The 13,739-nt window shown below is 62.3% G+C and carries 13 protein-coding genes; 11 read left to right on the forward strand and 2 right to left on the reverse strand.

All coding sequences use genetic code 11. The annotated features are described in order from the left end of the window. Positions 1-7: 7 nt before the first annotated feature. From CO666_RS10405 to CO666_RS10430, 6 genes are all read left to right on the forward strand, one after another. Positions 8-1,078, forward strand: coding sequence for a LacI family DNA-binding transcriptional regulator (locus tag CO666_RS10405; RefSeq protein WP_097611993.1), 1,071 nt, complete (start codon positions 8-10; stop codon positions 1,076-1,078). 167 nt (positions 1,079-1,245) lie between these two features. After that, entirely contained in the window at positions 1,246-2,625 is a 1,380-nt protein-coding gene (locus CO666_RS10410) for an SWIM zinc finger family protein (protein WP_097611994.1), read from the forward strand. Then, positions 2,622-4,034 (forward strand): DUF5691 domain-containing protein, encoded by a 1,413-nt coding sequence (locus CO666_RS10415; protein ID WP_097611995.1) that lies wholly within the window; start codon positions 2,622-2,624, stop codon positions 4,032-4,034. Before CO666_RS10410 ends, CO666_RS10415 begins: the two co-directional genes overlap by 4 nt. Then, complete coding sequence (locus CO666_RS10420; protein ID WP_097611996.1) at positions 4,027-5,109, forward strand: ATP-binding protein; 1,083 nt, start codon at positions 4,027-4,029, stop codon at positions 5,107-5,109. Before CO666_RS10415 ends, CO666_RS10420 begins: the two co-directional genes overlap by 8 nt. A gap of 3 nt (positions 5,110-5,112) precedes the next feature. Continuing rightward, entirely contained in the window at positions 5,113-7,443 is a 2,331-nt protein-coding gene (locus tag CO666_RS10425) for a DUF5682 family protein (protein ID WP_097611997.1), read from the forward strand. Beyond that, complete coding sequence (locus CO666_RS10430; RefSeq protein ID WP_097611998.1) at positions 7,440-8,588, forward strand: VWA domain-containing protein; 1,149 nt, start codon at positions 7,440-7,442, stop codon at positions 8,586-8,588. Before CO666_RS10425 ends, CO666_RS10430 begins: the two co-directional genes overlap by 4 nt. Positions 8,589-8,732: 144 nt before the next feature. Here CO666_RS10430 and CO666_RS10435 read toward each other — a convergent pair whose 3' ends face one another. Together CO666_RS10435 and CO666_RS10440 are read right to left on the reverse strand one after the other, a co-directional pair. After that, on the reverse strand, positions 8,733-9,155 hold the full coding sequence (locus CO666_RS10435) for a type II toxin-antitoxin system VapC family toxin (RefSeq protein ID WP_097611999.1): 423 nt from the start codon (positions 9,153-9,155) through the stop codon (positions 8,733-8,735). Next, positions 9,152-9,406 (reverse strand): type II toxin-antitoxin system Phd/YefM family antitoxin, encoded by a 255-nt coding sequence (locus CO666_RS10440; RefSeq protein WP_097612000.1) that lies wholly within the window; start codon positions 9,404-9,406, stop codon positions 9,152-9,154. Before CO666_RS10440 ends, CO666_RS10435 begins: the two co-directional genes overlap by 4 nt. Before the next feature lie 373 nt (positions 9,407-9,779). Between CO666_RS10440 and CO666_RS10445 the strand changes: the two genes are divergently transcribed. From CO666_RS10445 to CO666_RS10465, 5 genes are read left to right on the forward strand one after another with little or no spacing between them, the layout of a single operon-like run. Continuing rightward, on the forward strand, positions 9,780-10,211 hold the full coding sequence (locus CO666_RS10445) for an acetyl-CoA carboxylase biotin carboxyl carrier protein (protein ID WP_097612001.1): 432 nt from the start codon (positions 9,780-9,782) through the stop codon (positions 10,209-10,211). Further along, complete coding sequence (locus tag CO666_RS10450; protein ID WP_097612002.1) at positions 10,211-11,605, forward strand: acetyl-CoA carboxylase biotin carboxylase subunit; 1,395 nt, start codon at positions 10,211-10,213, stop codon at positions 11,603-11,605. Before CO666_RS10445 ends, CO666_RS10450 begins: the two co-directional genes overlap by 1 nt. Then, positions 11,602-12,027, forward strand: coding sequence for a biotin/lipoyl attachment domain-containing protein (locus CO666_RS10455; protein ID WP_097612003.1), 426 nt, complete (start codon positions 11,602-11,604; stop codon positions 12,025-12,027). Before CO666_RS10450 ends, CO666_RS10455 begins: the two co-directional genes overlap by 4 nt. Then, the gene (pxpB, locus tag CO666_RS10460) at positions 12,024-12,731 is read left to right on the forward strand and encodes a 5-oxoprolinase subunit PxpB (protein WP_097612004.1); all 708 of its coding nucleotides are present in this window, start codon (positions 12,024-12,026) and stop codon (positions 12,729-12,731) included. The genes CO666_RS10455 and pxpB overlap by 4 nt, the downstream gene beginning before the upstream one ends. Then, a complete protein-coding gene (locus tag CO666_RS10465) occupies positions 12,728-13,723 on the forward strand; it encodes a 5-oxoprolinase subunit C family protein (protein ID WP_097612005.1) in 996 nt (331 codons plus the stop codon). Before pxpB ends, CO666_RS10465 begins: the two co-directional genes overlap by 4 nt. Positions 13,724-13,739 lie beyond the last annotated feature (16 nt).

Here is a 13,739-nt window from a genome sequence, read left to right on the forward strand (position 1 = left end):
AATAAAAATGAATAAAAACAATGATGTGATTGGGGAGGAGCCATCGGGCGCGTTGATGGCCGACGTTGCCAAGCTTGCCGGCGTGGCGATATCGACGGTCAGCCGGGCGCTCGCCAATCCCGGACGGGTCAACGAAAAGACGCGCACCAAGATCAATGCCGCCGCCCGGCAGCTCGGCTATACGCCGAACGCCATGGCGCGCGGCCTCAGGGTCGGCAAATCCAACATCATCATGATCATCCTGCCGGGATCGCTCTATTACGGCGTCTCCCAGATCATTCCGCAGGTGCTGCAGAGCATCAACAAGTCGCTGATCCAGGGCGGCTATAATCTGATGATCGCCAACCTCGATCGCGACGAGATTTCCGAACGGCATATTCTCGACCTCGCCTTCGGCGGCAGCGTGCGCGGCGCCATCATCCTGTCGTCGAAGCTTCCGGAGGTGGACGGGCGCTCGCTGGCGGGTTCCGGCCTGCCGATCGTGTCGATGCTGCTCGACATGAGCGATGCGGGGCTGCAGAGCGTGGTGACCAACGACCGCGAGGCTGTCCGCGACGTCACCGCCGAACTGATCCGGCTGGGCCATCGACGGTTCTTCTATCTGGCCGGACCGGAAGGCAATTACCACGATGTCGAACGTTATGCCGGCGTGCTCGAAGCGCTCGCGGCGGCCGGATTGTCCGAGGCGCTGGTGCGCCGCTCGGGCGGTGAACTCGGCTATCAGCGCGGCTTCGACATCGGCGTTCGGGCGGCAGAGGATTTCGCGCAGCTGACCGAGAAGCCGACGGCCGTTATCGCCACCAGCGATGACATGGCCATCTCATTTGTCAGTTGCATCCAGCGGAGCGGCTTGCGCATTCCCGAGGATCTGTCCGTCGTTTCCTTCGACGGCTCGCCGGTCTGCGAATTCTCCTCGCCGCCGCTCTCGACGATCGAGCAGCCGGTGGAAGAGATGGGACGCGCCGCGGTCGACCTCCTGCTCGACGCCATCGACCAGCGGCAAAAGGCGGCGGAAATCCGCACCGTCATCCGCAGCAGGCTTATCCTGCGGGAGAGCGTCGCCGCACCGAAGCGCTGACGATCAACCAACCACCTGAACGCGCCACCTGAACGCGATCAAGCGTGCAATCGTATGGCGGAGCGCACCCCGGGATCTGTTTTGCTTCTTCAAGTTGGCGTTGCACATTCGGCTATGCCATGCCAGAAAATCCACCATCGTGGGATGTAGCCGAGTCGAGGGTTCCATTGAGTTTGAGTCTTGCAAAGATCGAAGAGCTTGCACCCGATCAAGGCTCGCTTGCCGCGGCCAAGACACTGCTGAAACCCTCGAATTGGCCGACGCTCGCCGACGACGGATCAGGCGTCATCTGGGGCGAATGCCAGGGATCCGGTGCCACGCCCTATAGGATTTCCGTCACCGAGGCCGATGCCGGCTACAAATGCAGTTGCCCTAGCCGCAAGTTTCCCTGCAAGCATTCGATTGCCCTGATGTGGATGCGCGTCGAGGGCAAGGTCGAATTCGCCGCCGGCACCGCCCCGAATTGGGTGACCGATTGGCTGTCGCGCCGACGTGGCCCATCCGCGGTCTCTGCAGCCGATACCGACAGGCCGAAGGCCTCGATCGCGGCAGTTGAGGACAGCCGGGTCGAAGCCGATCCGAAGGGGGAGGCTCGTGCCGCCGCAGCCCGGGAGCGCAACCGGCTCGAGCGCGAGACTTCCATCGCCGCCGGCCTCGATGAACTTGATATCTGGCTTGCCGATCAGCTGGACGCGGGGCTCGCCGCCTTTCCGGCCAAGGCAACGGCCGCATGCCGGGTGATGGCACAGCACCTATTCGATGCCAAGGCTTCCGGCCTGGCCATTCGCGTGGATACCATTCCGGCTCGGCTTTTCGCGCTTTCGGAAGCGATGCGTCCCTCTACCGCGGTCCAGGAACTCGGGATGCTCTACCTTCTGGCAAACACCTATCGCCGGCAAGGCGGCCTGCCCGCCCCATTGCGTCACGACATCCGGCAGATGATCGGCTGGAACGTCACCCGGGAGGCATTGCTCGCCGATGAGCACGCATTGCGCATCTCGGGTCGCTGGCGCGTTTGGGCGGTCCGAAGCGAGGTGCAGGCTGATAAGCTGCGGCGGCTTGAAACATGGCTTCATGGCAGCGACCGGAATGCCGTGTTGACCGAATATGTCCCGGTTTCGACGGGCGCCTCTTCAAGCGGCTACAGTGTTGGCGATACCTTTGAAGCCGAACTCGCCTTCTATCCGTCAAGCGTGCCGCTTCGCGCGGCAATTGTCCGGCAGAGCAGCGGCACCGAGCCGTCCGACACTCCATTGACTTTTCCTGATGAAGACCTCGCATCGGCTTACGTCAGCTACGAAGAGGCGCTGATCGAAAAACCGTGGCTTGGCGATTATCCGATGATGTTTCGTGGGGCACGACTGATGCGCTCGGGCGAAAACATCTATCTCAGCGGCGGTGAGATCAGCCTGCCGGTGGCGAAGGCGCAGTCGGCGGCAATTTGGCCGCTCTTGCAATTCGAGGAAATCGATGGCGCAGGTCTCTGGGACGGCAATGAACTGATATTGTGCTGGTCGGAAACCGCACTGGGGCGGTGGACCGCATGAATGTGCCGGATCTGAAGAATGTGATCCTGCCGAAACTGCTCTCCGGCGTCCGGGACGGCCTTCCGCTGGATGCCATCGGTGCGACGGATTGCCTGCAGGCACTGGCGCTGACCGGGCAGGCCTTGCGCTTCGACCGCCCACAGCGTCCGGAGCAGTTTCAAGTCGAAGAATCCGTTGTCGATCACCGAGCAATCCTGCCGGATGCGGCAAGAAAGCTGATGCTCCTCCTGCTTTCGGGCAAGAATCCGGCGTCAGGCCCGTTGGCTGCGGCGATCGTTCGAACGCTTGCCGAAAGAAAGTTTCGGCTGCACCCGTTCGACCTCCCCAAGCTCGAACCCTTCGTGAAGGCTCACGCGGAAAGCCTTGGTGCCGAAGCGCTTGCCTTTTCGCAACGCGAAACGCCGGTAGCGCAAAAGCAGAACTATTTCGCGCCCGAGCGGCTGAATGACGACAACTGGATGCTCGCCTCGCCTGCGGTGAAAGCCGGCTATGTCAGGAGCCGCAGAGCCTCCGATCCCGATGCGGCTCGGGCAATGGTCGAGGCAGTCTGGACATCGGAAAGTGCCGATAGCCGCCTGCGTCTTCTCGAAGCTTTTCGGGAAGCACTGTCCGAAAAAGATACGCTCTTTCTCAAAGGACTGGAAAAGGATCGCGCGCCACGCGTTCGCGAGCTGGCTCAGAGACTGCTCGTCCGATTGCCCGGCTTCGACGGAGATGACCCGAATCTGCGCGCAGCCCTCGAGCGCATCAAGCTTTCGAAAGCCGGACTGATCTTCAAGAGAACTGCGCTCACGCTCGAATTGCCGGCGACCGTCAGGGACTTCACCAAGATGGCCTGGCTCAACGAGACCTTCGGCCCGGTCGGTCTGGAAACCCTGGCGGAGGCCTTGTCGCTGCCGGTCGATGACATGGTGGCCGCGGCCGAGAAGCAGAGCGATCTGCTGGCGGCCTTCCTTTTCATGGCGACGCGAGACAGGCGGCTGGATGTCGTGAGAACGATCACCGACCGCCATCTTCGCGACAGCTGGGAAGCCTTTTCCCAATTCGATGCCCAAATGCTGGCGGATTACAGCCCCGATATGCGACGGCTCTGGGTCGAGCATATCTTTCGCCCCGACAGATGGGCCGTCGACACATCGCCGTGGACGATCCGCCAGATGGCGCAATGGCTCGACGGCCAGGCAACCGAAAACCTCTTCAGCGCGATCTTGCAATCCAAGCCGTGGCACTCGCTGCGCAAGGACAATGGGCGCTATGAGGCCGACATTCTCGACAGCATGGCCGTCATGTCTCCCTCATCGATGCGTCCGACGCTGCGTGCTGAACTTGCCGCACTCGAACCCGCCAAGAGCGGGAATGCCGTCCTTTTCCTCGATCTCATGGATAGCCTGGAGACCGCACATGCCTGAAGCCCATCTTCGTCGCCCTGCAGAACAGAACTATGCGAGCGAACTGGCCGCACTTGCGGAGAGCGACGACCGTCCAAGACCCGCTAACTGGCGGCTCTCCCCGCAGGCGGTCGTCACCTATCTTCTTGGTGGCAAGGCATCTGACGGAACTGCAATATCGGCGAAATATGTCGGAAACCGCCGGCTGATCGAGACTGCGGTTGCGACACTTGCCACCGACCGGGCACTATTGCTGCTCGGCCTGCCGGGCACGGCTAAATCCTGGGTGTCCGAACATCTGGCGGCCGCGATTTCCGGTTCATCGCAGCGTCTGATCCAATGCACCGCGGGCACGGACGAGAACCAGATTCGCTACGGCTGGAATTATGCCCTTCTGCTTGCAAAGGGGCCGTCGCCAGAAGCGCTGGTCAAGACGCCGCTGGTGCGGGCGATGGAAGAGGGTACGCTCCTCAGGCTCGAAGAACTGACCCGCATGGGCTCTGATGTGCAGGATACGCTGATCACCGTCCTCTCGGAAAAGACCTTGCCGGTGCCTGAACTCGATATCGCAATCGATGCCGAACGTGGCTTCAACATTATCGCCACGGCCAACAATCGCGACAAAGGCGTCAACGACCTGTCCTCGGCGCTGAAACGCCGCTTCAACGTTGTTGTGCTGCCTTCGCCAAGCACGCTGGAAGAGGAAACCCAGATCGTCGTGAAGCGCGTCGGCGAGATCGGCACCAATCTCAGCCTGCCGCCGATCCAGCCTGCCGACAAGGAACTCGCCCGCGTCGTCACCCTTTTCCGCGAAATCCGCGACGGCAAGACACTGAACGGCAAGACGAAGCTGAAGACGTCGACCGGTACGCTTTCGACCGCGGAGGCGATTTCCGTCGGCGTCTCGGCGTGGGCGGAAGCCGCCCATTTCGGCGACGGTCGTATCGATGCCAATGCGCTTGCCACGAACATCGTCGGCGCGGTGGTCAAGGATCCGGTGCAAGACAGTGTCGCACTTGCGGAATATCTTGAAACTGTGGTGCGCACGCGTGACGGCTGGAGCGATCTCTATGAGGCCATCCGCGAGGTGATCTGAGCGATGAAGCGGAAGGCGCATCTTTTCGGCATCCGGCATCATGGGCCGGGTTCGGCGGCGCTCTTGAAGGGCGCACTCGACGCGCTCAATCCTGCCTGTGTGCTGATCGAGGGATCGCCGGAGGGCGACGCGCTGATCCGGCATGCCGCGCTGCCGGGTATGAAACCGCCGCTGGCGATGCTGTTCTATGCGGCCGACGAGGCCGCCAACGCCGTCTTTGCACCCTTTGCGGAATTCTCTCCGGAGTGGGTTGCCATGCAATGGGCGCTCTCGCACGACCGCCCGGTACGTTTCATCGACTGGCCGGCGGCCGTGTCTCTGGCACTCACCAGGATTACCGGGGAAGAGACGCTTGCCGCCGTGGAGAAGAACCAGCCGGAAGTACCGGACGTCGACGAAGATGACCTGGCCGAAAGTCCGGATATGACGGCGGTGGAGACCCCACCGGTTGATCTCGATCCTCTGGACATGCTCGCTGCGGCCGCCGGATATGGTGACGGCGAGACCTTTTGGAACGGGTTGATCGAACAGCATGGTGGCGGTCAGTCGCCGCTCGAAATCTTTGCCGCCATAGAAACAGCCATGACCGAAACGCGTCAACATCAGGCAGGTGCCGGAGGCATCAGTGAGGCCCGGTGGCTGCGCGAAGAGCGACGCGAAGCCTTCATGCGGGGGCACATCCGGGAGGCGCTGAAACAGCATGAAGGCGAGGTCGCGGTCGTGGTCGGCGCCTGGCACATCGGCGGGCTTCGTGCGGAGACGACGATTGCCGAGGATCGGGCGATCATCAAGGACTTGCGGAAGATCAAGGTGGAGGCGACCTGGGCGCCTTGGAGTGATGGACGGCTGAGCTATGCCTCCGGCTACGGCGCGGGTGTCATTTCACCCGGCTGGTACCGGCATCTGTGGAGCCTCTATTCAAGTCACCGCCACGAGGGACCGGAAGCCTTTGCTGCCATCTGGCAGGCGCGGACTGCGGCTTTGTTGCGAGAGGAAGGGTTCGATGCCTCCACGGCTTCCGCAATCGAGGCTGCGCGGCTCGCACTTGGACTTGCCAGCATGAGGGGTCTCGGCGTGCCCGGGCTCGCCGAAATGCAGGATGCTGCGCTTTCGTCCCTCTGCCATGGCGACCATGTGAAGCTCGCGATGATCGAACGGAAGCTCTATATCGGCGACAGGATCGGCGAGATCGACGAGGCGGTTCCGCAGATGCCGCTCGCCAAGGATTTCGAACTCTGGTGCCGAAAGACGCGCCTGAAACCGGAAGAGGCGGCAGGCGAGGTCAAACTCGATTTGCGCAGCGAGGCTGGCCTCCTGAAATCGACCTTCCTGCACCGGCTCAACCTGATCGGCATCCATTGGGGCCGCCTGACCGACGCGGAAGCGGGTCGGGGGACATACCGCGAGATCTGGCGCCTTGCATGGTCTCCGGACATGACCGTCGGCTTGGCAGAAGCCCTTGTCTGGGGGTTGACGATCGAACAAGCGGCAGCCGCCGCGACGATCGATCGGGGTCGCAAGGCAAACGGCATCGCGCCGCTCTCAGATCTCGTGCGTGGCGCACTGGTTGCCGATCTTCCGGAGGCGGCAGGCGTCTGCATCGATCTTCTGCAATCCGCAGCCGTGCACAATAATGACATTACCGATCTGATGAATGCGGTGGCGCCGCTCGTACGCATCGTCCGCTACGGAACCGCCCGCAAGCTGCCCGAACTCGAACTGCAAGCGCTCGTCAGGGCGCTGAGCGCTGAAGTGAATGCTGGCATCCGGATCGGCTCTCGCCAGTTGAACGATGACGCGACGTCCCAGCGCGTGAGCGCTATGCGCGCTTACGACGAGGCTCTCGGCCTTTTCGGCGATGCAGCGCTGCTTGAGGAATGGCGGCGCCAACTCGCTCTCATGGTCGATGATGAACAGGCGGTCGCGCCGGTAGTCGGTTTCAGCCTTCGCCGGCTGCACGATCTCGGTCTTTGGGATGAGGCGCAAATAGCAGCCGCCTTTTCGCGGCAGATCCTCGGCGAGATGCCTGACCGGGCTGGCTCCTTCATCGAGGCCTTTCTCTCTGGGGCGGCTGAAGTGCTCATCCAGGATCAGACACTGCTCTTCCTGATCGACGAATGGCTTTGCGGGCTGGACGAAACCCTGTTCATCAACAACCTGCCACTTTTGCGCCGCGCGTTCGCCGGTTTCGACACGGTTGGCCGGAAACGGATCTTGGAGCGGATCGCAGGTGGAAAAAAGCAAAGGCCAGTCGCCGCCGATGCGGTCAAGCACAACCCTGCTTTCGAACGCGCACTACCTTTGCTGAAACAGATACTGGGAATGGACGCATGACTTCCGAACGCACCCGCCGCTGGAAGCTGGCACTTGGCGACGACGACATGGATGGTCTCGGTGAGCGCGACCAGCGGCTAAGCCGGGCGCTTTCGGCTCTCTATGAAACCGAGGGCCGCAAGGGGCGCGGCGGCCTCGGCGCTTCCTCGCCCAAGGTCTCGCGCTGGCTCGGTGACATTCGCGAGTTCTTTCCAACGCCTGTCGTGCAGATCATCCAGAAGGATGCGTTCGAGCGCCTCAATCTCAAGGCGCTGATGTTGGAGCCGGAGTTTCTTGAGACGCTGGAAGCGGATGTGCATCTCGTCGCGGATCTCATCTCGCTTCGCGGCGCAATGCCCGAAAAGACGATGGAAACTGCCCGCATGGTGGTCAACAAGGTCGTCGATGACCTGATGAAACGGCTGCAGTCCAAGACGGTAGAGCGGCTGACCGGCGCAGTGAACCGCTCTCAGCGGACCCACCGGCCCCGTCACGCCGATATCGATTGGCCGCGGACGATCCGCGCCAACCTTCGCCACTATCAGCAGGACTTCAAAACAGTCGTGCCGGAGACCCTGATCGGTTTTGCACGCAAAACCAGGACACGCGCAGATCTCGATCACGTCATGCTCTGCGTCGACCAGTCGGGCTCGATGGCATCTTCGGTCGTCTACTCGTCGATCTTCGCGGCCGTCATGGCGTCCATTCCGGTTCTGTCGACGAAACTCGTCTGTTTCGACACCGCAATCGTGGATCTGACGGAGGATCTATCCGATCCGGTCAAGGTTCTCTTCGGGGTGCAACTGGGAGGAGGCACTGATATCAATGCGGCGCTCGCCTATTGCGAGACTAAGATCGATCGGCCAGGCAAGACACATCTCGTTCTCGTCACCGACCTTTATGAAGGCGGTGATTCCGCCTCCATGCTGGCGCGCGTCGCCGCGCTCAAGCAGTCCGGCGTCAACGTCATCGTTCTGCTGGCACTTTCCGACGATGGCCGGCCGAGCTACGACGTGCGTCATGCCGGTGCGATCGCCGCGATGGATTGTCCTGTCTTTGCCTGCACGCCGGATCAGTTTCCGGATCTGATGGCGACCGCCTTGACGAAGCAGGATATTGGACAGTGGGCGAGCGCAAACGGCATCGAGCTCGTGCGGGGTGTCTAGATGTCGTTCGCAGCCAGCTCATCCTGCGGGAGAGCATCGCTCCTCCGAAGGATTGACGAGCAAGCGGCGGCTGGGCACCTTGGACAGAAGCGCCGAGCGGTCAAATCGGACGCCAGCTCAAATCGATAAAGGCGTCCACATTGCTCAACCCTGCCAGGGATCGATGATGACGACACCGGTGCCGTCGAAATCTCTCACGTTTCGCGTGACCACGGTAAGACTGTGAACGAGTGCGGTCGCAGCAATCAACGCATCTGCCTCGTTGCGGCGGTCGGGAATATGCAGATGCGCACAGCGCGTCGCGATGTCATCATCGATCGGCAGTATCCGGCCGGCAAACTGCGGACGCACATGGTCGTCCAGCCATGCACGCAGGCGTGAACCTTGCCGAGCATCTCGCCGTTGGACGGCAAGCACGCCCCGCTCCAATTCGAGAATGGTAATTGCAGAGAGATAGAAGTCCGAAACGTTTGCCGCTTCGATCCATGCCACGACTTGAGGATCGGCCTTGCCGTCACCAATCTTGCGCAGTTCGGAAATGACATTCGTATCCAGCAGATAGCTCAAGACAGGTCGACTCCGCGGGTTTTGATGTCGACCCGCGATGGCATGAAATCGATTTCCGAAAGGCCCGGCATGGAAAGCCCATCGACCAGGCTTTGACGCCTGCCGGAAAGACGCTCGAATTCCTCATATGTCAGAAGGACATGGGAAGGCTTGCCGCGGTCAGTGATGATGACCGGCCCTTTTCTGGCAGCTTTCTTCGCATTGCTGACATCGTGATTGAGTTCACGGCTCGAAAGTGTCGTAATCGTCATGGCACACTCCATGTAGGTATTTACCTACATATAACACTGCCGGCCGGCAGAACAAGCGCCGCAGGAGCAATGAGATCGAAAATGGCTTTCAACTCGGGGAGCTGACGACGAATTGCCCCACACCCGAATGCCACGGGCAATCTTTCCGAGGCCGCGATCCTTCGCTCCCTTGCCAGCGATTTCCGGCCGCCACCAGCTGCCGTCGAGGGAAATTCGCACGCGCTCGGCGTCACGCCCATAGGGCGCAGATTGCGCTCCATCAAAACTTCGTCTGACCCCATCAGTCGACGCATCGTGCTACGAAAATCACGACACCGGGCGACGTCAAACTTCAGGTCTGCACGGTGGAATTTTTGAAATTCCGAGCACGCATATGGACCTCTCGAAGATCAAGACGCTGATCGACTTTGTCGGACGATCTAATATTACCGAGCTGACCGTGACGGAGAAGGACGTGACGGTGCGGATTTTCCGCACTGCGCCGGGAGAGGCAGCTGTTGCCGAGCCATCGCCAAAGCCGGAATCGACGACAAGCCCTGTCACTGATGCGCCTTCGACCATCGAGAAAACCTCCCATGCGGTGAAGGCGCCCGTCTTCGGCGTGCTGCACAAGGCCCCGGCGCCCGGCGAGCCGCCATTCGTCGCGATCGGTGACGCGGTGGAGGAGGGGCAGACGCTCTTCATCATCGAGGCAATGAAGGTCTTCAACACCATCGCCGCGCCGCGATCCGGGCGCATCACGCACCTGACCCCTATCGACAATGGTGAGGTCGAGACCGGCGACCTGCTGGCGGAGATCGCCTGATGCCGGAAGCACCAGAACAATCCGCTGCCGCAGGGCGCCGTTTCGATACCGTCCTCATCGCCAATCGCGGCGAGATCGCCGCCCGGATTCAGCGCGCCTGCCGCGAACTCGGCCTGAAGACGGTTGCCATCTGCTCCGAGGCGGACAGGCAGGCGCCTTATATCAAGACCGCAGACAGTTTTCTCTGCATCGGTCCGCCGACTGCCGGCAAGAGCTATCTCAATCAGGATGCCATTCTTCTCGCCGCCCGCCTGACCGGCGCGGGCGCCATCCATCCCGGTTACGGTTTTCTGTCGGAAAACGCCGCATTCGCCGGCGCCGTTGAAAAGGCCGGGCTGGTCTTCATCGGCCCGACGGCTTCATCGATCGCCACCATGGGCGACAAGATCGCGGCAAAGCGGGCGATGATGGCGGCCGGCGTCCCCTGCGTTCCCGGCCCAGATAGCGCGCTGCCCGACGATCCGGCCGCAATCGAGCGCATCGCGCGGGAGATCGGTTATCCCGTCATCGTCAAGGCGTCGGGCGGCGGCGGCGGGCGCGGCATGCGCGTCGTGCCGGAGGCCGGCCAGTTGCATGAAGCGATCGCGCTGACACGGGAGGAGGCGCGCAAGGCTTTCGGCTCGCCCTCGCTCTACATGGAGAAATTCTTACAGCACCCGCGCCATATCGAGATCCAGGTCATTTGCGACGACCACGGCAATGCCGTGTGGCTGGGTCACCGGGATTGCTCGATGCAGCGCCGCCATCAGAAAGTGGTGGAAGAGGCGCCGGCGCCGGGGATCGCGCCCGAGATCATCGAGCCGGTCGGCATGGCTTGCGTCGAGGCCTGCCGTCAGAACGGCTACCGCGGCGTCGGCACCTTCGAATTCCTCTATGAGGACGGCGCCTTTTATTTCATTGAAATGAACACACGGCTTCAGGTCGAGCATCCCGTCACCGAGCTGACGAGCGGGGTCGATATCGTCCAGGCGCAGATAAGGGCGGCCCAGGGTGACTTTCTCCACCTCACCCAAAGCGAGGTGACCTGCGACGGCCACTCTTTCGAATGCCGCATCAATGCCGAGGATCCCGACACCTTCCTGCCGTCGGCCGGTGTCGTCACCCATCTGGTCTTGCCGCAGGGGCCGGGCATCCGCGTCGATACGCATATTCATCCCGGTTACCGGGTCTCGTCCTATTACGACTCGCTGATCGCCAAGCTGATCGTCCATGCGCCGACGCGGGCGAAAGCGATGGCCAAAATGTGCGAGGCGCTTGCCGGCACCGAGATCGACGGCATCGCCACCAACATCCCCTTCCTGCGCGCCCTGTTCGAGGATCACGCATTCGCGCGCGGCGAGACCGACATCCACTATCTCGAGCAATGGCTGAAGCTGCGGAGGGCGGCGGCATGAGCGCGATTGATTTCAGCGATCCCGCAACCATCGCTTTGCTCACCGACGCGCTGACGGCTGCCGGAGTGGCGGGCCTGGAAATCTCTCGGCCGGAAGGGCAGCTTCGCATCGTCGTTTCAGGGGAGGGCGGTGCCCAGATCGGCGCCCACGAAGCCGCAGCCCGCGCTCCAGGCGCCGCACCTGTCGTCGTGAAGGCGCCGGTGGCCGGACATTTCTGCGCCGAACATCCGGCCGTCCCGACCGTGTCCGGAAATCTGCCGCGCTCCGTATCGGATACCGATATTCTCGGCTTCGTCAGGATAGGGCATGTGCTGCTTCCCCTTCGCGCCGGCCGGTCGGGTGTTCTGACCAGGCTGCTCGCCGAGCCCGGCGCCCTGATCGGCTTCGGCGACCCTCTGTTCGAAATCGAGCTGCCATCATGATCGCCACGACGAACAGACATGCTTCGCAACGCGAAATCGTTCCGGCCACCCAAAGCCGGGCGCGGGTTTCCGCGATCGGCGCCAGGTCCTTCCTGCTCGAAGCGCCAGGCGATTTCGATCTCATCGCGCAGCGGCGGATCTGGGCTCTATCCCAGACGGTGAAAGGCTGGGCGGAGCTTTCGGAAGACATTCCGGGGATGACCAATCTGCTGGTGATCTTCAAGGAGACGCCCGAAGATCCCGATGCGGTGGTCGCCCGGCTGCTTGAGGCATGGGAGAATGCCCGCAGCATCGATCTCAACGGCAAGACCATCGAGATCCCCGTCCATTACGGCGGCGAACATGCGACCGATCTTCCGGCCCTTTGCGATCTCTCGGGGCTTAGCGACCGCGAGGTCGTCCGCATCCATCATGAGGCCACCTATCGTGTCTTCGCCTTGGGCAGCGCACCGGGTTTCGGCTATCTGCATGGCCTCGATCCGCGCATCTACATGCCGCGAAAGACCGTGCCGTCGCTGAAGATGCCGAAGGGCTGCGTGACCATCGGCGGCATGCAGACCGGCGTCGCCATGCTGACCGGCCCCAATGGCTGGAATTCCATCGGCTTCGCGACGCTTGAGATGTTCGACCCAACCTCGCCGACCCCCGCCATGATGGCGCCGGGAGATACGGTGCGGTTCCTGCCGGCAAGGATCGAGCTATGATCGAAATCTTGGATAGCGGCCCTTTCAACACGGTGCAGGATCTGGGGCGCCCCGGCTATCGCGACATCGGCGTATCGGCGAGCGGCGCCATGGATCCGCTTGCGGTCAGGATCGGCAATATTCTCGTCGGCAATGACGAGAATACAGCGGTGATCGAGGTGCAGACCTTCCCGTTCCGACTGCATTTCGAGCGGCGCAGCGTCTTTGCCGTGACCGGCGCCGACGGCCATGTCAGTCTCGATGGATCGGACCTCATCCCCTGGTGCGCCTATACGGCCGAACCCGGACAGGTTCTCGAGCTGCGGCAGCCGCCGCGGCTCGCGCGGGCTTATATTTCGGTCGGAGGCGGGCTGGATATCCCCGTTGTCATGGGTTCGCGCAGCACGTCGCTGCGCGGCGGCTTCGGCGGCAATGCCGGCCGGCCTCTGGCGAAGGGCGATCGGATTGCGCTCGGCGAGGACTTGGAGATTGCCATGCTGCCGGCCACAGGCCTCGCCGTCGTCGAGCCGGCCGTGGCATTGCGCGAGGTCTTCCCGGCTTCCATAGACGGCGCCTTGCCGATCCGTGCCCTGCCGGCCGGCGAGCACAATCTTTTCGCCGGAGACGGCGAAGCCTTCTGGAGCCAGACCTGGCGGATTTCCTCGCGAAGCGACCGCACGGGCTACCGTCTATCGGGCGAGCCGATCACGCCGACGGCGTCGATCGAGATGCGCTCTCACGGCGTCGTGCCCGGCGTGATCCAGGTTCCGCCCGGCGGCGAACCGATCGTGCAGATGAGCGATGCGAACACCGCCGGCGGATATCCGAAGATTGCCGGCGTGATCGAGTGCGACCTCTGGCGACTCGGGCAGGCCCGCATCGGCGCCCGCCTGAAATTCGTCCGATCGACGCATGCGCAAGCGCGCATCGTGGAACAGGCTGTAGCCCGCTATGTCGAAGACGTCAGGCAAACATCCGGGATGGTCAAACGCGCCCTGAAGGCGATGGCCTAAGGCTGTCGAAAGGAGG

Source organism: Rhizobium chutanense (genome assembly GCF_002531935.1).
GTDB classification, from domain to species: domain Bacteria; phylum Pseudomonadota; class Alphaproteobacteria; order Rhizobiales; family Rhizobiaceae; genus Rhizobium; species Rhizobium chutanense.

Coding starts and splice junctions, on each gene's coding strand:
- CO666_RS10420 (WP_097611996.1), top strand. CDS start 4,027: ATGCCTGAAGCCCATCTTCGTCGCCCTGCAGAACAGAACTATGCGAGC.
- CO666_RS10405 (WP_097611993.1), top strand. CDS start 8: ATGAATAAAAACAATGATGTGATTGGGGAGGAGCCATCGGGCGCGTTG.
- CO666_RS10445 (WP_097612001.1), top strand. CDS start 9,780: ATGGACCTCTCGAAGATCAAGACGCTGATCGACTTTGTCGGACGATCT.
- CO666_RS10455 (WP_097612003.1), top strand. CDS start 11,602: ATGAGCGCGATTGATTTCAGCGATCCCGCAACCATCGCTTTGCTCACC.
- pxpB (WP_097612004.1), top strand. CDS start 12,024: ATGATCGCCACGACGAACAGACATGCTTCGCAACGCGAAATCGTTCCG.
- CO666_RS10415 (WP_097611995.1), top strand. CDS start 2,622: ATGAATGTGCCGGATCTGAAGAATGTGATCCTGCCGAAACTGCTCTCC.
- CO666_RS10450 (WP_097612002.1), top strand. CDS start 10,211: ATGCCGGAAGCACCAGAACAATCCGCTGCCGCAGGGCGCCGTTTCGAT.
- CO666_RS10425 (WP_097611997.1), top strand. CDS start 5,113: ATGAAGCGGAAGGCGCATCTTTTCGGCATCCGGCATCATGGGCCGGGT.
- CO666_RS10430 (WP_097611998.1), top strand. CDS start 7,440: ATGACTTCCGAACGCACCCGCCGCTGGAAGCTGGCACTTGGCGACGAC.
- CO666_RS10465 (WP_097612005.1), top strand. CDS start 12,728: ATGATCGAAATCTTGGATAGCGGCCCTTTCAACACGGTGCAGGATCTG.
- CO666_RS10440 (WP_097612000.1), bottom strand. CDS start 9,406: ATGACGATTACGACACTTTCGAGCCGTGAACTCAATCACGATGTCAGC.